Below are 19812 nucleotides of genomic sequence, written 5' to 3'. Positions count from 1 at the left end.
GTTACGCGGCAGACCCTCATTTTCGAATATAGGTTCGATACTCTGGCGGGGTTCGACACGCTCGATGGGAAAGAAGGGGGTGCCAGGAACATGGTGCGACGTCTCGACGTCACCGGAGCCGCCGGCGTACGCCTGGCTGCCTGGGAGTTCACGGAGGAGCGGGTGCCGGGGGTCAGGCGGGAACGCGCGCCGGGCGCCGCCGCGTCCGGAGTGTTACTCCTCCACGGCCTGATGGGCCGTGCCTCCCACTGGGCGCCCACCGCCGGCTGGCTCGCGGGCCGGCACCGCGCCGTCGCCCTCGACCAGCGGGGCCACGGCGCCAGCGACAGGCCCCCGGCGGGCCCCTACACGCGCGAGGCGTACGTCGCCGACGCGGTCGCCGCCGTCGAGCAGCTCGACCTCGGTCCCGTGACCCTCATCGGCCACTCCATGGGCGCCCTCACCGCCTGGCAGGTCGCCGCCGAACACCCCGAGCTGGTCCGCGCCCTGATCATCTGTGACATGCGGGCCTCGGCCCTCGGGGCCGCCTCGCAGCGGGAGTGGCAGGACTGGTTCCGCCGCTGGCCGCTCCCCTTCGCCTCGCTCGCCGCCGTGCGCCAGTGGTTCGGCGAGGACGATCCGTGGGTCGAGCGCCCGAACCCCGGTCGCGGCGAGTTCTTCGCCGAGGTGATGACCGAGCGCCCCGACGGCTGGTATCCGGTCTTCGATCCGGCCCAGATGCTGATCTCCCGCGAGACCTGGGTCCACGACGCCCACTGGGAGTCGCTCGCCCAGGTCCGCTGCCCGACCCTCGTGGTGCGCGGCCTGGACGGCGAACTGGGCCGCGCGGAGGCCCAGGAAATGGTCCGCGTCCTGCCCCACGGCGCCTATGCCGAGATCCCGGACGCCGGCCACCTCCTGCACTACGACCACCCCGAGGCCTGGCGGGACGCGATCGAGCCGTTCCTCAACGGCGTGCTGACGTCCTGACGGTCGCGCGGGCCGGCGGTTTCCCGGCCCCGCGGGCGGCCGCCCCGGGCGCCCGCGGGGCGCTCGTCGGGGCGGCGGCGGCGCGCGCACGAGGCCGGGCCGTGTTGGAGGGCTCGCGGCGTGGCCGGGGTCAGAACGAGAAGACCGTGCCCCGGGCCATGCCGACGTTCATCTCGCACTCGTTGCCGTAGGTGGCGGACCAGCTGACCCGCTTGCCCTTCCAGACGCCGTCACCGGTCACCGTGACCGGGTCCCAGATGCGCGTACAGGGGGCGCTGCCGGCCCACATGGTGGTCAGCCGGGCCAGGTCGCCGTCGACGGTCTCCAGCTCCGCGCAGGCCGCCTTGGGCGCGGGGTGGGTGCCGCCGGCGCGCGGGGCGCAGTTCAGGGTCACCGCCCTCGCGATCGACGCCGTTGCGGCGTCCTCGCCGTGACCGACCGTCAGCACCAGCGCCGACGGCGCGTACAGGCCCGCGGGCGCGGCGGGCGCGGCCTGGGCGGCGCCGGTGGACGCCGTGCCGACGAGGGCGAGGCCGGTGACGACGGCGGCGGGGAGAGCGGCTTTACGGAGGTAACGCACGGGATGTATCCCTTCGGAGGGTTTGGGTTGGTGCGATTGCGTTCCGGAGTCTTGTCGACGCGGTGGGTGATCGCACATCGCCCGTCCCTTTCCGGCCGTATACGGCCGTGTACACGTATCACCGACTGAACGATCGGTCGTTCGGGCAGTTCGAAAGGGGTGCGACAGTCGTTCGAGCGGGGGCGGGGAGGGGCGGAGCGCTCAGTGGTACAACCGCGAACGACCCTCTGGCCTGCGGCAACGCGAAATTGGTTCGTCTTTGCAGCACTTGTGACGGTGCGGGGTCGACCGGAACATTCCGTTCGACCCCGCACCGTATGGGGGATCAGGCCCTGCTGACCGCTGTGAGGATCTCCGGCAGCCGCGCCGCCGTCCGCGAGGCCGCCAGCCTCACGCCGACCCGGACGAGCAGCGCGCCGTAGAGCGCGCCGACCGGGAGCAGGAGCCAGAGCAGGGAATGCGGGCCGGCGGCGTGGAGGTAGATCGTCGCCCCGATCAGCGGGGCGCACAGCAGCGCTCCCGCGAACATGCCGCCGAAGATCGACAGCCAGGCGAGGCCGCCCTGCCCCGGGGCCACGTTCTTGAAGGCGCCGTCCTGCGGGATCGAGTACGGGAAGACCGCCGACGTCACCGCCCCGGTCCCGGTCATCGCGCCCAGCAGGGCCAGAGCCAGCCCCAGGACCTCCGGCAGCGCCGGCCAGTCGCCGAGCACCGCCACCGTCGCCACCGTCACCAGGACCGTGAACGGGAGGGTGACCAGCAGCAGTGCCAGCGCCCGCGCCCGGAGTTCGGCGTAGGCGTCCGCCGGCGTCGAGATCGTCTGGGCGACCATCCAGAACGCCGAGGTGTCCTGCCCGAACTGGTTGTACATCTGGAGGCCGAGCATCCCGGAGGCGAAGCACGCCAGGTAGACCGAGCCCGTTCCCTGGACGGCGTTGAACAGCGGCACGATCGCCCCGACCGCCAGCGAGGACACCCAGGCCGCCTTCGTCTTCGGGTCCCGCCACATGTAGCGCAGGCCGCGCTCCATCACCGTGCCCGTACGGCCGCCCGGCAGCAGCCGCGCCAGCCGGCCCCTGCCGCCCGTGTCGCCCGCGGTCGCGCCGCCCGCCGCGCCGATCGTCGACCCGTCAGGCGCCGTCATCAGCGTGACCAGGCTCCGCTGCCACCAGAGGAGGAGCGCGCCGAGGACGAGCAGCGTCACCCCCAACTGCCCCGCGGCCACGCCGTGATCGCCCTCGCTCGCCGCGTCGACGGCCGCGATCGCCGAGGCCGGCGGCAGCCAGCCGACGACGGCGGCGGCCGGTTCGAGCGAGGACAGGCCGCCGGCCTGCCCCAGCCGCTGCGCGCCGAAGTTGACGAACTGGATCCCGACAGCGATCAGCAGACCGCTCAGCACCGCGAGATCGCGGCCCTTGCGCGAGGTCAGCATCCGTACGTTGGCCGCCGCGACCGCCCGCGACAGCGCCACGCACACCAGCACCGTCAGCGGCACGGCCACCACCGCCACCACCACGCCCGCCGCGCCCCGCGCCAGGGCGAGGGCGGCGCCGACCGCCATGCACAGGGTGAACGCGGGGCCGATGCCGATCAGCGAGGCGACGAGCAGTGCCCGCACCAGCGGCCGGGGCCGCAGCGGCAGCATCACGAGCCGCGAGGGGTCGAGGGTCTCGTCACCACCCGACGCGAACAGCGGCATCACCGCCCAGGAGAGGGCCAGGACGCCGATCAGCAGCACGGCGACGAGGTCGGCGTCCGCGCTGCCCCGCATCAGCACGAAGGCCAGGAGTATCACCGCGGCCACGACGGCGGCGCAGACCATCGAGGCGATGTACGCGGCGGTCCGGCCCGCCGACTGCCGCAGCCCGTTGCGCAGCAGTGCCCACTTGAGCCGGACGAGGACGGCCGTGAGGGAGGGCACGGCCGAGGAGGAGGGGGAGGAGGGTGCCGGAGCGGCGGTGGTGGTCATCGGGCCGTACCACCGCCGCTGTGACCACCGCTGCCGTGACCGCCGCCGCCCAGCCAGTCCAGCGACTCGCCGGTGTCCCGCCCGTGCGCCCCGACCAGTTCCAGGAACGCGGCCTGCAGGGACGGCGCCTCGCCCCGTACGTCCGCGAGCGGACCCTGCGCGCGGATCCGGCCGGCGGCCATGACGGCGACCCAGTCGCAGAGCGACTCCACCAGTTCCATCACATGGCTGGAGAAGACGACGGTCGCGCCCGACGCGGTGTACCGCTCCAGGACACCCCGAATGGTTCGCGCGGAGACCGGGTCGACCCCCTCGAACGGCTCGTCGAGGAAGAGCACCTCGGGGTTGTGCAGCAGGGCCGCCGCGAGGCCGATCTTCTTGCGCATACCGGTGGAGTAGTCCACGACCAGCTTGTGCTGGGCGCCCGCCAGATCCAGGACGTCGAGCAGCTGAGTGGCCCGCTTGTCCACCTCCGCGCCGGGCAGCCCCCGCAGCCGGCCGGTGTACGCGAGGAGTTCACGGCCCGAGAGCCGCTCGAAGAGGCGCAGCCCCTCCGGCAGGATGCCGATCCGCGCCTTGACCCGGGCCACCGACTCCGGGTCGGCCCAGACGTCGTGCCCACCGACGAGGACCCGCCCCTGGTCGGGCCGCAGCAACCCGGTGATCATGGAGAGCGTGGTCGTCTTGCCGGCGCCGTTCGGCCCGACGAGACCGATGAACCTGCCCGCGGGGAGAACGAGGTCGACGCCGTTCACCGCGATCTGCGGGCCGAAACGCTTCCACAGCCCCTCGACGCGAACGGCGGGCGTCGCACCGCTGTCCGGTGCGCTGCCCGCCTCTTCGAACGCTTCGTCACATGCCTGGTCAGGCATCTTTCTTCAACCCCTCGGTCGTCCCCGTGCGATAGGGGGGACAACCTTACGGGGGCGGCTCTACGGCCGGCCCGTCACGAGTGACGGGCCCTCGCCGCCGCCGCTTCCCGGCCGCACGCGTAGGCGAGCGGGCTGATCAGCTCCTCCGCGTCGGGAAGCCAGCGGTTGGCCGGAGTGGGCCGCCGCGCCCACTGCACGGCGCCGTGCCCGCCGACGCGGGTGGGCGGCGCCGCCACGTAGTGCCCTTCGCCGCGCGTGACCAGGTCGATCGAGGCCGGGGCCCAGCCCAGCTTGCGGACCAGGTCCGGCACCTTCGTGGCGGCCCCGGGCAGGACGAAGAAGTACATCCGGCGGTCCGGGGTGCAGGTCACCGGGCCGAGCGTCAGCTCCATGCGCTCCATCCGGGCCAGCGCCAGGAAACCGGCCGCCTCGGGCACGTCGATCGCGTCGAAGGTGCGGCCGGTCGGCAGCAGGATCGACGCCTTGGGCTGCTTCGACCACATCCGCCGCGCCCCGACGGCGCTGCCGGTCGCCTGGGTCGACCAGTCGGGCCGTGCCGGGTGGGCGCCCGGCGAGACGCAGCTCTCGACGCCGCAGGAGCAGCGCTCCCTGCCCTCCGCGGCTTCCAGCCAGGTCCCGGGGAACACGTCCCAGTGCCGCTCTTCCGCGTACCGCACGGCGCAGTCCAGCAGCTGCTCGCCTCGCTGCTTGGGGATGTGTGCGGCTTCCGTGACTCCGATGGTCTCTTCCACGGTGAACTCAACTGCCGCCGTCACCTGGAGTTACGGGCAGCACGGAAGAGCGGTGTGGAGCATCGATCCTGCATACGGGGCGCATGGGTGCACGGGCGGGGGCGCGCGTGGGGCCGGGGAGCGGTGGCGGGGTAGCCAGCATCGGGGGTGTCGGCGCGAGCAACCGATGCGTCCGGTTTCGCGTGTTCACATCGGCATTGACCGGATATCCGTCGGGCAGTGATCAGTTCACTTCAGTCGGGCTCGACCGATCACCGACTGGATCCACCGATCACGACCGGCCTCAGGGGGTTTGTCATGGCAGCCAGGCCACTCGTTGCCCGTCAGCCGAACGAACGGCTGCAGGCGCTCATCCAGGAAGCCGGGTGCTCCAACGCCGGCCTCGCCCGCAGAGTGAACATGGTCGGGGCCGAACGCGGCCTGGACCTGCGGTACGACAAGACGTCCGTGGCGCGCTGGTTGCGCGGCCAGCAGCCGCGCGGCCGGGCACCGGGAGTCATCGCCGAGGCGCTGGGCCGCAAGCTGGGGCGGACGGTCACGATCGACGAGATCGGGATGGCGAACGGCAGGAACCTGGCGGGCGGCGTGGGGCTCCAGTTCGCGCCGACCGTCCTCGGCGCGATCGAGCAGGTCTGCGAGCTGTGGCGCAGTGACGTGGGCCGCAGGGACTTCCTGTCGGGTTCGACGGTGGCGGCCTCCGCGCTGGTGGAGCCGAGCAGGGACTGGCTGATCAGCGTCGCGGACGCGCAGGTGGCCCGGTCGGGCGGGGGCCGGGTCGGTGCCGCGGACGTGGCGGCGGTCCGTGCCATGACGAGCGCCCTGGTCGACCTGGACCGCCGGTTCGGCAGCGGGCACGTGCGGCCGGTGGTGGTGCACTACCTCAACAGCGTGGTGTCGGGACTGCTTTCGGGGTCGTACAAGGAAGCGGTGGGGCGGGAGCTGTTCGGGGCGGTCGCGCGGCTGACGGAGCTGGCCGGGTACATGGCCGTGGACACCGGGCAGCCGGGTCTGGCCCAGCGGTACTACATCCAGGCGCTGCGGCTCGCGCAGGCCGCGGGGGACCGCGGTTACGGCGGCTATGTGCTGGCGGCCTCGATGAGCCACCTGGCGGCGCAGCTCGGGACGCCGCGCGAGATCGCGCAGTTGGCACGGGCGGCGCAGGAGGGCACGCGGGGGCGCGTGACGCCGAGGGCGGAGGCGATGTTCTACGCGGCGGAGGCGCGCGGGCACGCCCTGCTCGGGGACGTCCGTTCCTTCGAGGTGGTGGCGGGGCGGGCGGTGCGCGCGCTGGAGCAGTGCGATCCGGAGTCGGGGGACGACCCTGCCTGGATCGCGCACTTCGACCACGCCTACCTCTCGGACGAACTGGCGCACTGCTACCGGGATCTGGACCGGCCGACGGAGGCGGCCAGGGCGGCGGAGGACTCGCTGAGCGGGCACCCGGAGACGCGGGCGCGGCGGCGGGCGATCGGCCTGGTGCTGCTGGCGTCGGCGCAGCTCCAGCACCGGGAGGTGGAGCAGGCGTGCGACACGGGCTCGCGGGCGGTCGAGCTGCTGGCCACGCTGCGGTCCTCGCGGGGCGCGGACTATCTGGACGACCTCAAGGACCGCTTCGAGCCGTTCGCCCGGGAGCCCGCGGTACGGGAGTTCGGGGCGCGCCTGGAGATGCTCGCGGCGTGACGCCCGCGGTATGACGGGGGAGGGGGCGCCGGGGCGCGCGGGGAGCGTGGGGGCTTTGTAGCGGGTCTCACACGCGTGTGCGGACCGCCGGGCGTACCCGGTAGCGTGGGCCGACGATTCCGTAGGTCCATCAGTAGGAGTCCCGGTGACGCAAAGCGGACAGGGTCCGGAGCCGCAGTATCCGCCGGCGGTACGGCCCGCGCACGAAGGTGTCGTGCTGCCCGCAGAAGGCAGCACGGACGGTGGGCCGGCCGCGGGTCCGGCCGGCGGTCAGCCGTGGGGCGGCTCCTGGGGCCCCGGTGGCGGCCGGCAGGGCGGCGGGCAGCCCCTGCCGCCCGCGCAGCCGCTGCCGCCGGAGACGGTGCCGGGCGGGGGCGCGGACATGCAGGCCACCCAGTACATCGCCCCGGTCCCGCCGCAGGCCGGACAGCCGGGCCCGATGCCGGGCGCCTCGCCGGGACAGGCCGCGGGGTACGGGCCGGGTTCCGCGCCGGGAGCCATGCCCGGGGCGATACCGGGGGCCCACCCGCAGCAGCCGTCGTCTCCCCTTCCGCCGCAGGGTGGCTACGGCTATCCGCAGGCGGGTGCGGGGCCCGGGACCGAGGGGCGGGGACAGCAGCCGTCGTCGCCTCTGCCGCCGCAGGGTGGCTACGGCTATCCGCAGGCGGGTGCGGGGCCCGGGACCGAGGGGCGGGGGCAGCAGGCGTCGTCTCCCCTTCCGCTGCAGGGTGGCTACGGCTATCCGCAGGCCGCTCCCGGGCACGCCGCGGACATGCAGGCGACCCAGCACATCCCGCCGGTCGCCTCCCAGGGGGGCGGGTCGGACACGCAGTTCCTCGGAACGGGGCCGCTGCACCAGCAGCCGGCCGGGGCCTCCGACGCGACGCAGTACATCGCTCCCGTGCCCTCGATGCCCGGTGAGCGTCAGCCGCCGGCCGAGTTCGACAACCTCTTCCGCAGCGACGCGACGCAGCACCTGCCGCAGCCGCCGCAGCACCACCAGGCCCAGCAGCCGCCGCAGCACCAGCACCAGCCGCCGTACGGAAACCAGCCGCCGGCCCCCCAGGGGCCGCAGCCCCCGCAGCCCTACGGCTTCCAGGACGCCTACTACGACGGTGACGACGAGCCCGCGCCGCGCCGGAAGTCGCCGGTCGGGCTGATCGCCGCCGTCGTCGTCGGCTGCGCGATCGTCGGGCTGGGCGCAGGGGCGCTGCTCAGCGGCGGGGACGACGACAAGGACAAGAAGCCCGGCCAGAACGTGGCCGCCAGTTCGGGCGCACCGTCCACCGGGCCGTCCGACAAGCCGGCCGACCCCGCCGAACCGCAGGCCCAGGCGCTCGACAAGCTGCTCGCGGACAGCAACAACAGCCGGGACGCGGTGATCCGCTCGGTCGAGTCGATCAAGCAGTGCAAGAACCTCGACCAGGCGGCCACCGACCTGAAGGGCGCCGCCGCGCAGCGCCGGGACCTGGTGACGCGCCTGGAGGGCCTGTCCGTCGACAAGCTGCCGGACAACGCGGCGCTGACCGCGGCCCTCACCAAGGCGTGGCAGGCGTCGGCGTCCGCCGACGACCACTACGCCGCCTGGGCCGTGCAGGCCAAGAGCAAGAAGGTGTGCAAGGGCGGCAAGGCCCGGAGCACCAGCCAGACGGTCGAGGCGACCAAGAAGAGCGGCGAGGCCACGACCGCCAAGCGCGAGGCGGCCGGGCTGTGGAACCCGACCGCCAAGAAGTACGGACTGTCGCAGCGGACGCCGACCCAGCTCTAGGAGCCGGGGCCCGACCCGGCTCCAGGAGCCGGGCCGGGCGGCGGGCCGCCGGTCACGGGGCGCTGAGGACCGTCTCGCCGACGTCGACGAAGCCGGGCTTCTGCGCCACGAGCCGCCCCTGGCGGACCACTTGGAACGTCACCTCGTGGTTGACGATCCGGGGGAAGCCGGGGGCGCCGAGCATGTCCTCGTAGTGCCAGCGCAGTTCGGGCGTGAGGCCGCCGGTGTCGATCCGCACCCCCTGGTCCAGGGCGTGCGAGACGGCGGGCGCGGTGATCGAGTCGCTGTCGAGGGACTCGATCACCTGCTTCAGGACGGTGTACGCGATCCAGGTCGTCTGCACGCCCGCGTCGGAGGGGTCCACGCGGTTGTCGGCGAAGGCGTGCTCCTGGATCACCTTGCGCATCGGTTCCCAGCGCGGGTCGTTCGCCTCCGGGTACCAGCCGGTGACGTACGCGCCCTCGAAGGGGCTGCGGGCGCCTCCCGTGCGGTCGATGACCGGCTGGCTGACGCTGCCGAGCACCGAGGAGATCCGCACGGCGGGCGACTCCGCGCCGTCGCCGTCCGCCGTGCCCCGGCCGCCCGCCGCCTCCGTGCCGCCCGTGTCGCCCTCTCCGGCCGGCAGACGGCGGAAGGAGTCGAAGAACGTCTGGGTCCGCTCGCCGAGCACGGCGGCCACGCAGCCGTCGTCCTGCCCGGCCTTGCTGCGGGCCCGTCCGGCCTGCTGGGTGTACTCGGCGGCGTCCTCCAGGGCCGGGATGTCGGTGGCGCCGCTGTGCCGGGACTTCCGGAGGCCGGAGTTGAGGAGGGCGGGCAGCCTGTCGCCGGCGATGGTGTCGGGCCGGACGAGGGAGACCTTGCGGCAGGACTCGGCGAGCTGCATGCCGTGGCCGGCCATCAGGGAGGCCTGGCCGCCGTTGACCGGGTAGGAGATCGGGCTGGTGAACTCGTCGTCGGAGATGCCGTAGCCGCCGATGTACGGGATGCCCGCGGCCTCCAGGGGGGCCATGAACCCGCGGCCGTTCTGGCTGTAGGAGCCGACGACGGCGACGACGTCCTCGCGGACGGCGCGGCGCGCGCAGGCCGCGGCGCCGGCGGAGGTGTTCTGCTCGTTGCAGGTGAGGATGCGCAGTTCGTGGCCGTCGATGCCGCCCGTGGAGTTGATCCAGCGGGCGTAGGCCTGGGCCATGGCGGGCATCCCGGGCATGTTGGTGGCACGGGTGCCGTCGGGTGCCCAGGTCATCACGGTGACGGGCTCCCTGGAGCCCCCCGTGGCTCCAGGGATCACGCCGCAGCCGGCGAGCAGCGACGTGCCCGCCGCCGCTGCCGTGACATACGCGAGGAGTGAGGTCAGTCGCCTACCGGTCATGGGCATGCACATTTCCGCCTCACGGGTAACGCGGGAGTGAGCATGGTTCAACGATGGGTGACGTCAAGGTGAATTACGGGGGCCGGTCGGCGGCCCGGCGCGGGGAACGTACGATCGAAACGTGTCCAGTCCCGTCTCCGGTTCGGTGAACTCTTCCCGTCGCGGCCGTCGCTCCCCCACCATGGGCGGCATGCCGCTCAATGACATGCCCTGGTGGCGCTGGCGCATCAACGTGCGCTCGGCGCTGCACATGCTCTCCGATCCCGCGTTCCACGAGACGACCTGGCTGGCCGGCCACGACGGGTACGGCGACGTCACCGACGCCGTCTACCGCCTGGTCGAGGACACCTGGCTCGACAACTGGTCCGCCGAGAAGTACGTCGGGACGATCTTCCGCGACTCGGGCGAGGCTGCCCTCGTGGACGTGGCCGTGCTGCGGGTGCTGCGGATCATGCACCAGGTGGGACCGGACGCCCCCGTCTCCGCCTACATGGAGCACCACGGCTGGCCGGAGGCGGTACGCGCCGCCCGCGAGGCACACGTACGGATGGCGTCGGCGGACGGCGAGGACCCGGACGCGCCGCCCCGCTCCCTGGACGTCCTGCGCATCATGACGCGGTCCGCCTGACGGACGTCGTCCCTGGCGGGCCCGCGCCGTGTGGCAGGCTAGCGGGATGACCGACCAGTACGTCCTCACTCTTTCCTGCCCCGACAAACAGGGCATCGTGCACGCCGTGTCGAGCTACCTCTTCATCACCGGCTGCAACATCGAGGACAGTCAGCAGTTCGGAGACCGGGACACGGGTCTCTTCTTCATGCGGGTCCACTTCTCGGCCGAGGCGCCGGTCACGGTGGACAAGCTGCGGGCGAGCTTCGCGGCGGTGGGCGACTCGTTCGCGATGGACTGGCAGATCAACCGGGCCGACGAGCGCATGCGGGTCGTGCTGATGGTGTCGAAGTTCGGCCACTGCCTCAACGACCTGCTGTTCCGCTCGCGGATCGGGGCGCTGCCCGTCGAGATCGTGGCGGTCGTCTCCAACCACACCGAGTTCGCCGAGCTGGTGAAGTCGTACGACATCCCGTTCCGCCACATTCCGGTCACCAAGGAGAACAAGCCGGAAGCGGAGGCGGAACTTCTGGAGCTGGTCCGCTCCGAGGGGGTGGAGCTGGTCGTGCTCGCCCGCTACATGCAGGTGCTCTCCGACGACCTGTGCAAGCAGCTGTCGGGCCGGATCATCAACATCCACCACTCCTTCCTGCCGAGCTTCAAGGGCGCGAAGCCCTACCACCAGGCGCACGCGCGCGGGGTGAAGCTGATCGGTGCGACCGCGCACTACGTGACGGCCGACCTCGACGAGGGCCCGATCATCGAGCAGGAGGTCGAGCGGGTCGGCCACGAGGTCACCCCTGACCAGCTGGTGGCCGTCGGTCGCGACGTGGAGTGCCAGGCCCTGGCCCGTGCGGTGAAGTGGCACGCCGAACGGCGCATCCTCCTCAACGGCCGCCGCACGGTCGTCTTCGCCTGACGCCCCGGGGCGCGGGCGCGTCCTGATCCGGAGCTACAGCCGGCTCAGCGACGCCGCGGCGAAGAGGACGTCCCGGATCGCCTCGCGGTCGCCGTCCTGGCCCGCGGCCGCCTCCTCGGGTGGGACGTGGCCCGCCACCAGCTGGCAGAACTCGACGCCGTCCATCGCCACCTGGGCCACCGCGTGGTCCGGGGAGCCGACGGCCGCGGGCGAGTCCAGGGCTATGTACCAGTGACCGCCGCCCGCGCCCTCGACCTCCAGATGGAGCGAGCGGCCGGGCGCCCCCGCCGTGACCAGATGGCGCGGCGGCGCCGCCAGACCGGCCCGGCGGCGGCCGGCCAGGGCCGCCGGAAGCAGCCGGGCCGCCAGGTCGATCATGTCGTGCAGATGCACGCCGCTGGGCGGATCGTACGGATACGCCACCGCGTTGGCGATGTCGTCGGCGTGCACCCAGCACTCGAAGGCCCGCTCCAGCAGCGAGTCCCGCAGGGGCAGCGCGAAGTCGCCGTACGTGACCGTCAGGTCCGCGACGCCCCGCCCGGCGAACGAGACCGTGCGGATCAGTGTGTGACTCTGCTCGCGCCACGGCTCGCGGACCCCGCGCGTCGGCGGGTGGTACGAGCCCTGCCAGTACGCCTCCGTGCGCTCGGTCGGCGCCACCTCCGGCGCCCCCGAGCCCAGCGGGTCGTCCAGTCCCAGCGCCGTCGAGACCAGACCGTCCACCGTGAGCAGATGTCCGATCACCCCGGCCACGGTCGTCTTGCGGCGGGCCGGGCGTTCTCCGTCGAACCACTTCAGCCGCACCGGGGCGTGCCACTCCGACTCGCCGATGTCACGCAGCAGCGCGTCGAGCCGGGCGGTCTCCGCGTCGTACGGACTCGCCCAGGCGGGCACCGGGATACGGGCGGGGCGTCGGCCCAGGCAGTTCTCCAGGACCCGGGAGCGCAGGAGCGGATCGAGGTCCAGGTCCCGCTCGGCGTGCAGCAGGCCGACGGCGTCCCGCAGCCGCAGCGCCTCGTCCGCGCACGGGGCGCACGCGGTCAGGTGGTCCTCGACGGCCTGGGTCTCCTCCGGGGAACACGCGGACAGCGCCCAGGCCCCGAGGAGGGACTTGAGCACGGCGTGCGACGGGGGCGCGGGCGGCAGGACGGGCGGTGGCGGCCCGGGCTGCGGCGCTGCCGCCTCGGAGCCGGAGCCGGAGTGGGAGCCGGAAGCAGGCCCTTGGGCCGGAGCGGAGCCGGACTCCGGGTCGGACTCCGGGTCGGACTCCGGGTCGCTCGTGGGCGCCGGTGCCGGCAGGGCCGTCAGGTCCGCGTGGTCGTCGGCCGCCCGGCGCGGGCCCGGTATGCGCGGAGCGCGTGCGACCCCGTCCGGGTCGCCGTTCGCCTCGTTCACAGCCGGCGTCCGTAACCGGGCGGCGAGGTGTTCTCCAGGGGTCGGGTGTTCGCCGTCGACAGCAACTGGAGCCCGAGGCGCAGCCGGCGCCGTGCCTCGTCCTCCGTGACGCCGAGGTCGGCCGCCGTCTGGCGGTAGTCGCGCCGCTGGAAATAGGCCAGTTCCAGCGCGGCCCGCAACGGCGCGGGCATCGACGTGACGATGTAGTCGGCGCGGGCCGCCACCGAGGCCCGCCGGACCTTCTGTTCCAGCTCCTCCGCCGAGCCCTCGCCGGTCTCCGCGAACGCCGTCGCCTCGGTCTGCCGCAGGCGGTGCACGGCCTGCCGCTGGGTCAGCCGGGCCACCCAGGAGCGGAGATTGCCCTGCTTGGGGTCGTACGCGTCGGGGTTCTCCCAGATGTAGCCGAAGACCTCCCGGGTGACCTGGTCGGCGGCGTCGTCGTCGTCGAGCACGCGGTGGGCCAGGCTGTGCACCAGGGAGGCGAAACGGTCGTACAGCTCGCCGAGGGCGGCCGCCTCGCCGCGCGCAAGCCGCTGCTGCATCCTGCGGTCCCAGCGCGGTGGTGTGTCCTTCGCCATACGAAGCCCTCCGGAGCTCTTCGGCGGCCCTCCCGACCCGAGTTCACCGTCCAAAGTAATGCGCCGCACCGACGCACACCCCCCTTTGCGACAAGTGCGCCCCCAGCCGGGGTCCGGATGGTAAGGAAAGCGTCATCCTGAGAACGGGGGGTTTCGGCGCGCCCAGGCCGGGCAGCGGGAGGGCACAGGAACGACTCCCTCCGCTTGAAGGGCGCGACACGTGACGCTCCACGTCGACGAAGACGAGCAGGGCCCCTGGATCGTGCTGCGTGTCCAGGGGGAACTCGACCTGGTGACCTCCCCCGTGCTCCGCAGACGCGTGCACGCGGCGGTCGCGGTCGGCCGGCATCACGTCGTCCTCGACCTGTCCGGCGTCCAGTTCTGCGACTCCAGCGGGGTCGGCGTCCTGATCGCCTCCCGCCGGCTGATGCGTTCCTGCGGCGGCCGGCTGCGCATGGTGCTCCCGGCCCGCGGCGATCTGGACGGCTCGCACGTCAACCGGGTCCTGGCCGCCCTCGGCGTCCGGCGGCTCTTCGACGTGTACGCCGACGCCGGCGACGCGGTCGACGAGCGGGCGCGGCCCCTTCCGGTGGACACCCTCGCCGGACAGACCGCGTCCGTCCCTCCGCAGTCGTCCCCGGCGCGGCGCCTCACCGCTCCGCCCCTCTCGGCATAGGGGGCCTTCGCGTCGTAAGGTCCGCACATGGAGCCCATGGAACCCGAGCAGCTCTACCAGCGCCGTATCGCCTCCCGCTTCGCCGCGTTCGACCAGGACGGCGACGGGACCATCTCGCGCGAGGACTTCAGCACGGCGGCGAAACGCCTCCTGACGGAGTTCGACACCTCCTTCCGCTGTGACAAGGGACAGGCGCTGGTCACCGGCGCCGAGGCGTTCTGGCAGGGCATGGCGGGGATCGCCGACGTCGACGGCGACCAGCGGGTCAGCCAGCAGGAGTTCGTCGGCGGGGCGATCAAGCGCCTGCACGACCACCCCGACCGGTTCGCGGAGATCGCCCGCCCCTTCCTGCACGCCCTGCTGGCCATCGCCCCGACCCGGGACGACGTGGAGCGGGCCCTGCGCGCGCTCGGCATCGAGGAGTCGGCGGCGGCACTGAGCGCCCGGGCGCTGTCGGTCGACGAGGAGGAAAGGGTCGACGAGGAGGCGGCCGTGACCGCCTTCGCCCGCTACTTCATGACGGAGGACCGGACTCCCTAGGGAGTGTCCGACCTCTCCCGGGCGCGGGGTCAGGCGTACCGCTCCCGCAGCTTGTACTTGAGGACCTTGCGCAGGGCGTCGTTGCGGGGCAGGGCCTCCACCACCTCCAGCTGCTCCGGCAGCTTGTGGACGGAGAGGCCCTGCTCGCGCAGGAAGTCCGTGACCGACGCGAGGGTCAGGGCAGGCGTCCCCGGCGGCTGTTCGATCACCGCGCAGACCCGTTCGCCGCGCTCGGCGTCCGGGAGGCCGACCACGGCGGCGTCACCGACCCCCGGGTGCCGGTGGAGGAGGTCCTCGATCTCCTTGGCGGAGATGTTCTCCCCCTTGCGGATGATGATGTCCTTGATCCGGCCGGTGAGGACGAGGTGGCCGCTCGGCGTCAGGTGCCCCACGTCGCCGGTCATCAGGAACCCGTCCTCGTCGAAGGCCGCCGCGGTCTGCGCCGGGTCGAGATAGCCCTGGCACACGGCCTCGCCCCGGAGCCGGACCTCTCCGCCGTCGGCTATGCGGATCTCCATGCCGGCGGGGGGCCGCCCCTCCGTCGTCGCCAGGTTCTCCTCGGTGTCGTCCGGCGACCCCATGGTGATCATCGGGACCTCGGTCATGCCGTACCCGTGGGTGAGCCCGCAGCCCATCTCGCGCACCACCGCGTGGTAGATCTCCGGCGGCTTCGGCGCCCCGCCGCCCGCGAGGAGCCGCAGGGTCGGGATGATCGGCTCCCCGGGTCGCTTGCGCTGCTCGGCCAGGAACATCGAGTAGAAGGCGGTGGACCCGCCCGCCACGGTCACGCCGTGCTTGCGGTACTCCTCCAGCGCGCCGGGGAGCGCGAACTGCTCGAACATCACCGCGGGGAAGCCGTACAGCAGCAGCATCACGGTGTAGTCGGGTCCGGCGATGTGGGCGTACGGGAAGGCCATCGAGCCCACGTCGTCGGGGGTGAGGCGCAGCGCGTGGGCGAGGCAGGAGCCGCCCGCGATCAGGGAACGGTCGGTGTGCAGGACGCCCTTGGGGTCGGAGGTCGTGCCCGAGGTCCAGTAGATCCAGCGGACCGACGTGCCCTCGGCGGGCGGGGGCGGCAGGACGGCGGGGTCGCCGTCGGGCAGGGAGTCGTACGCCTCGAAGATCCCGCGCGCGCCGAGCCGGCGGGCCATCTCGGTGTGGTCGAAGCCGCGCAAGACGCCGGGCACGACGAAGAACTCGGCCTTCGACGCGCGCAGCGCGAAGCCCACCTCGCGGTCGCGGTAGAAGGGGATGACCGGTGACTGCACGGCGCCGAGGCGGGCCAGGGCGAAGGTGAGGACCGCGGTCTCGATCCGGGTGGGCAGCTGCCAGGCGACGACGGTGCCGGGGCGGACGCCCAGGTCGTACAGGCCGGCGGCGCACCGCTCGGCGCGCTCGCGCAGCTCGCCGAAGGTGAGCGTCCGGTCGCCCTGGAGGAGGACGGGCCGGTCGGGGGTGAGGGCGGCGCGGCGGCCGACCAGCTCCCAGAGGGTGCGGGACCCGCCCAGGTCGTGTGCGGTGTCGGTCACGGCGCCTCCTCGGTCACGACGTCACCTGACGGTCCGTCAGGTAGTGCGCAGAGCGTAGAGGCCCGCTCCTTGTCGGTCCAGGGGTGCGGGGCTAGCCTGAGAGCCGACGGAATCTGACGGGTCATCAGAAATGGGAGTGGGTCCATGACCGAACTGCCCCGCATCATCAGCGTCGACGACCACGTGATCGAGCCCGCTCACCTCTTCGAGACCTGGCTCCCCGCCCAGTACCGCGACCGCGGACCCAAGCCCCTGACGGCTGGCATCGGGGAGCTGGCCTACGTCGGCGGGAAGTACCGGATCACCATGGACCCGGAAGGGCCGCCGACCGACTGGTGGATCTACGAGGACCTGCGGTTCCCGTACAAGCGCAACATCGCCGCCGTCGGCTTCGACCGCGACGACATGACTCTGGAGGGCATCACCCGCGCCGAGATGCGCCCCGGCTGCTGGGACCCCGCCGAGCGGCTGAAGGACATGGACCTCAACCACGTCGAGGCGTCCCTGTGCTTCCCCACCTTCCCGCGCTTCTGCGGCCAGACCTTCGCCGAGGCCCACGACAAGGAGGTCGCCCTCGCCTGCGTGCGCGCCTACAACGACTGGATGGTCGAGGAGTGGTGCGGCGACAGCGGCGGCCGGCTCGTCCCGCTCTGCATCATCCCGCTCTGGGACATCGGCCTGGCCGTCGCCGAGGTCCGCCGGAACGCGGCGAGAGGCGTCAGGGCGGTCACCTTCTCGGAGATCCCGACCCACCTCGGGCTCCCCTCGATCCACTCCGGCTACTGGGACCCCTTCTTCGCGGTCTGCCAGGAGACCGGCACGGTGGTCAACATGCACATCGGCTCGTCGTCCCAGATGCCCGCCGCCTCGCCCGACGCCCCGCCCGCCGTCCAGGCGTCCCTGAGCTTCAACAACGCCATGGCGTCGATGATGGACTTCCTCTTCAGCGGGGTCCTGGTGAAGTTCCCCACGCTCAAGCTCGCCTACAGCGAGGGCCAGATGGGCTGGATCCCCTACGCCCTCGAACGCGCCGACGACGTCTGGGAGGAGCACCGGGCCTGGGGCGGGGTGCGCGACCTGGTCCCCGAGCCGCCCTCCACCTACTACTACCGGCAGATCTTCTGCTGCTTCTTCCGCGACAAGCACGGCATCGCCTCGCTGGACGTGGTGGGCCGCGACAACGCCACCTTCGAGACCGACTACCCCCACGTCGACTCCACCTTCCCGCACACCAAGGAGGTCGCCCTCGATCACGTCAAGGGGCTCGACGACGAGACGGTGTACAAGCTGATGCGCGGCAACGCCATCCGGATGCTGGGCCTGGACCTCGTCTGATGGACCTGACGTACACCGCCGAGGAGGAGGAGTTCCGGGCCCGGCTGCGGGACTGGCTCGCCGCCGCCCTGCCCGCCCTTCCGCCGAGGCCCGACCCGCTGGACTGGCCCGGCCGGCGCGCCTACGACTGCGGCTGGCAGCGCAGGCTGTACGAGGCGGGGTACGCGGACGTGCACTGGGACGCCTCGCCCACCCGGCGGCTGATCTTCCTGGAGGAGACCGAGCGGGCCGGCGCCCCCTACGTCGGCGCCAACTTCGTCGGACTGCTGCACGCCGGACCCACGATCGCCGCCGAGGGCACGCCGGAACAGCGCGCGCGCTGGCTCCCGCCCGTCCTGCGCGGCGACGAGGTGTGGTGCCAGGGCTTCAGCGAGCCCGACGCGGGCTCCGACCTGGCCTCCCTGCGGACCCGGGCCGTCCGGGACGGCGACCACTACGTCGTCTCCGGATCCAAGATCTGGACCTCGCACGCGGAGGTCGCCGACTGGTGCGAGCTGCTGGTGCGGACCACCGCGGACCCGGGCGCGGGCAGGCACCGGGGCCTCAGCTGGCTCGCGATGCCCATGGACACGCCCGGGATCACCGTCCGGCCGCTGCGCACCCTCGCCGGGTCGGCCGAGTTCGCCGAGATGTTCCTCGACGAGGTGCGGATCCCGGTGTCCCACCGCATCGGCGAGGAGGACGACGGCTGGCGCGTGACGATGGTGACCCTCTCCTTCGAGCGCGGCACCGCCTTCGTCGGTGAGGTCGTGGCCTGCCGCCGCGTCCTCGGCGAACTCGCCCGCGAGGCGCGCGCCAACGGCGGCTGGGACGACCCGGCGAACCGCCGGAGGCTCGGCAGGCTCGCGGCCGAGTTCCGCGCCCTGTGGCGGCTCACCCAGTGGAACGTCAGCGAGGCGGAGGCGACCGGAGGCGTGCCCGGCGTCGGAGGCTCCGTCTTCAAGCTGCGGTACTCCCACGCCCGCCAGGAGCTGTACGATGCGGCCGCCGCCGTCCTCGGCCCCGACGCCCTCGACCTGGGGCGCGAGTGGAACGGCGACCGGCTGTCCTCGCTCTCCTACACGATCGCCGCCGGCACCTCCCAGATCCAGCGCAACATCGTCGCCGAGCGCATCCTCGGCCTGCCGAAGGGGCGGTGAGAGCCGACGTGGACTTCCGGCTGACGGACGACCAGCAGGCCCTCAAGAAGGGCGTACGGGAGCTTCTGGAGCGCCGCTTCGACCGCGACGCGCTCCGGGCGGCCGCCGCGGGCCCGGCGGCCCTGGACCGCGGGCTGTGGCGGGAGCTGGGCGCGGCGGGGTTCTTCGCGCTGGGGCTGCCGGAGGCGGCGGGGGGCGTGGGGCTCGGGCTGCCGGAGGCGGTGCTCGCCTTCGAGGAGGCCGGGCGGGTGCTGCTCCCGGGGCCGCTGATCGCGACGCACCTGGCGGCGGGGGAGGTGGCGGGAGCGGCCGAGGGGGAGGCCGTGGTGACGGCGCCCGACGGGCCGCTCGTCGAGTGGCTGGACGAGGCCGACGTGGTCGTGGGAGACGTGACGGGCGCCGTGCCGATCCGGTCGCTGGACCCGCTGACGCCCCTGCACCGGCTGCCCGCCCCCGCCGTCCGTACGGCCGCGGAGGAGATCGGCCGGGCGGGGAGCCGGCGCCTGACCGCCGCGCTCCTCAGCGCCGCCGAGCAGGTGGGGAGCGCCGGGCGGACCACCGAGGCGGCCGTCGCGTACGCCGGGACCAGGGAGCAGTTCGGCCGGCCGATCGGGAGCTTCCAGGCCGTCAAGCACCTGTGCGCCGGAATGCTCGTACGAACTGAGGTCGCCCGCGCCGCCGTCTACGCCGCCGCCGTGACCGGTGACCCCGTCGAGATCGCCGGGGCCAAGCTGCTCGCCGACGAGGCGGCCGTCGACTGCGCCCGGGACTGCCTCCAGGTGCACGGCGGGATGGGCTTCACCTGGGAGTCCGACGTTCATCTGCATCTGAAGCGGGCCTGGGTCCGGGCCGAGCGGTGGATGCCCAGGGCCCTCGCGGAGGAGGCGGAGGCGGCTCGTCTGTCGCCGTCGTGACGCTGCGCGCTCACGGAGCGTCGATATCGGGTTGTGTCCTTCGAGCGGGCCGTCACGGCCCGGAGTCGGGGCCCCGCTCCGGTACCCTCCGTGGGATGCGAGTGGTTGTGTGCCCGGTTCGTCCCGGTGTTGCCCGTGCGGCGGCTCCGGCGCCCGGAATGCCCGCCGCTCGCGCCCTATGGAGGCGCCGTACGCGCCCCTGTTCGACTACCCGCAGCGTG

At 73.1% G+C, this 19812-nt stretch carries 17 protein-coding genes and 1 pseudogene; 10 read left to right on the top strand and 8 right to left on the bottom strand.

Features of this window, described 5'->3' with window-relative positions:
- Window positions 1-90 precede the first annotated feature (90 nt).
- The gene (locus ACZ68P_RS17060) at window positions 91-969 is read left to right on the top strand and encodes an alpha/beta fold hydrolase (RefSeq protein ID WP_471006812.1); all 879 of its coding nucleotides are present in this window, start codon (window positions 91-93) and stop codon (window positions 967-969) included.
- 130 nt (window positions 970-1099) lie between these two features.
- Here the strand turns inward: ACZ68P_RS17060 and ACZ68P_RS17055 are convergent, their stop codons facing one another.
- The 4 genes from ACZ68P_RS17055 to ACZ68P_RS17040 form a co-directional block, all read right to left on the bottom strand.
- On the bottom strand, window positions 1100-1549 hold the full coding sequence (locus ACZ68P_RS17055; RefSeq protein WP_471006810.1) for a subtilase-type protease inhibitor: 450 nt from the start codon (window positions 1547-1549) through the stop codon (window positions 1100-1102).
- A gap of 325 nt (window positions 1550-1874) precedes the next feature.
- Window positions 1875-3518 carry a transporter gene (locus ACZ68P_RS17050; RefSeq protein WP_471006808.1) on the bottom strand — a complete coding sequence of 548 codons (1644 nt, stop codon included), beginning with the start codon at window positions 3516-3518 and terminating at the stop codon, window positions 1875-1877.
- Window positions 3515-4390, bottom strand: a complete 876-nt coding sequence (locus ACZ68P_RS17045; protein WP_471006807.1) for an ABC transporter ATP-binding protein — start codon at window positions 4388-4390, stop codon at window positions 3515-3517. The genes ACZ68P_RS17050 and ACZ68P_RS17045 overlap by 4 nt, the downstream gene beginning before the upstream one ends.
- Before the next feature lie 74 nt (window positions 4391-4464).
- Complete coding sequence (locus tag ACZ68P_RS17040) at window positions 4465-5142, bottom strand: bifunctional DNA primase/polymerase (RefSeq protein ID WP_471006805.1); 678 nt, start codon at window positions 5140-5142, stop codon at window positions 4465-4467.
- A 297-nt stretch (window positions 5143-5439) separates the two neighbouring features.
- Here ACZ68P_RS17040 and ACZ68P_RS17035 point away from each other — a divergent pair, with 297 nt between their 5' ends.
- The gene (locus ACZ68P_RS17035; RefSeq protein WP_471006803.1) at window positions 5440-6822 is read left to right on the top strand and encodes a transcriptional regulator; all 1383 of its coding nucleotides are present in this window, start codon (window positions 5440-5442) and stop codon (window positions 6820-6822) included.
- Window positions 6823-7204: 382 nt separating this feature from the next.
- Entirely contained in the window at window positions 7205-8590 is a 1386-nt protein-coding gene (locus ACZ68P_RS17030; RefSeq protein ID WP_471007159.1) for a hypothetical protein, read from the top strand.
- 52 nt (window positions 8591-8642) lie between these two features.
- Here ACZ68P_RS17030 and ACZ68P_RS17025 read toward each other — a convergent pair whose 3' ends face one another.
- The gene (locus ACZ68P_RS17025) at window positions 8643-9959 is read right to left on the bottom strand and encodes an ABC transporter substrate-binding protein (protein ID WP_471006801.1); all 1317 of its coding nucleotides are present in this window, start codon (window positions 9957-9959) and stop codon (window positions 8643-8645) included.
- A gap of 181 nt (window positions 9960-10140) precedes the next feature.
- Here ACZ68P_RS17025 and ACZ68P_RS17020 point away from each other — a divergent pair, with 181 nt between their 5' ends.
- The gene (locus ACZ68P_RS17020; protein ID WP_471007156.1) at window positions 10141-10587 is read left to right on the top strand and encodes an SCO4402 family protein; all 447 of its coding nucleotides are present in this window, start codon (window positions 10141-10143) and stop codon (window positions 10585-10587) included.
- Window positions 10588-10633: 46 nt separating this feature from the next.
- Complete coding sequence (purU, locus tag ACZ68P_RS17015) at window positions 10634-11485, top strand: formyltetrahydrofolate deformylase (RefSeq protein ID WP_471006799.1); 852 nt, start codon at window positions 10634-10636, stop codon at window positions 11483-11485.
- A 33-nt stretch (window positions 11486-11518) separates the two neighbouring features.
- Here the strand turns inward: purU and ACZ68P_RS17010 are convergent, their stop codons facing one another.
- Both ACZ68P_RS17010 and ACZ68P_RS17005 read right to left on the bottom strand, forming a co-directional pair.
- On the bottom strand, window positions 11519-12880 hold the full coding sequence (locus tag ACZ68P_RS17010; protein ID WP_471006797.1) for a zf-HC2 domain-containing protein: 1362 nt from the start codon (window positions 12878-12880) through the stop codon (window positions 11519-11521).
- Window positions 12877-13458 (bottom strand): sigma-70 family RNA polymerase sigma factor, encoded by a 582-nt coding sequence (locus tag ACZ68P_RS17005; RefSeq protein WP_471006796.1) that lies wholly within the window; start codon window positions 13456-13458, stop codon window positions 12877-12879. The genes ACZ68P_RS17010 and ACZ68P_RS17005 overlap by 4 nt, the downstream gene beginning before the upstream one ends.
- 220 nt (window positions 13459-13678) lie before the next feature.
- Between ACZ68P_RS17005 and ACZ68P_RS17000 the strand changes: the two are divergent.
- A pseudogene (locus ACZ68P_RS17000) lies at window positions 13679-14044 on the top strand (STAS domain-containing protein); the annotation flags it as partial.
- A 117-nt stretch (window positions 14045-14161) separates the two neighbouring features.
- Window positions 14162-14674 (top strand): EF-hand domain-containing protein, encoded by a 513-nt coding sequence (locus tag ACZ68P_RS16995; protein ID WP_471006793.1) that lies wholly within the window; start codon window positions 14162-14164, stop codon window positions 14672-14674.
- Window positions 14675-14703: 29 nt separating this feature from the next.
- Here ACZ68P_RS16995 and ACZ68P_RS16990 read toward each other — a convergent pair whose 3' ends face one another.
- Window positions 14704-16203, bottom strand: a complete 1500-nt coding sequence (locus tag ACZ68P_RS16990; RefSeq protein WP_471006792.1) for a class I adenylate-forming enzyme family protein — start codon at window positions 16201-16203, stop codon at window positions 14704-14706.
- Window positions 16204-16347: 144 nt separating this feature from the next.
- Here ACZ68P_RS16990 and ACZ68P_RS16985 point away from each other — a divergent pair, with 144 nt between their 5' ends.
- The 3 genes from ACZ68P_RS16985 to ACZ68P_RS16975 are packed head-to-tail and all read left to right on the top strand — an operon-like array spanning window position 16348 to window position 19591.
- Window positions 16348-17538, top strand: coding sequence for an amidohydrolase family protein (locus ACZ68P_RS16985; RefSeq protein WP_471006791.1), 1191 nt, complete (start codon window positions 16348-16350; stop codon window positions 17536-17538).
- Entirely contained in the window at window positions 17538-18677 is a 1140-nt protein-coding gene (locus tag ACZ68P_RS16980; protein WP_471006788.1) for an acyl-CoA dehydrogenase family protein, read from the top strand. Before ACZ68P_RS16985 ends, ACZ68P_RS16980 begins: the two co-directional genes overlap by 1 nt.
- 8 nt (window positions 18678-18685) lie before the next feature.
- Complete coding sequence (locus ACZ68P_RS16975) at window positions 18686-19591, top strand: acyl-CoA dehydrogenase family protein (RefSeq protein ID WP_471007155.1); 906 nt, start codon at window positions 18686-18688, stop codon at window positions 19589-19591.
- Window positions 19592-19812: the final 221 nt, after the last annotated feature.

The organism is Streptomyces sp. NPDC036822, from assembly GCF_055609145.1.
This window is presented reverse-complemented; position numbering and strand designations above follow the sequence as displayed.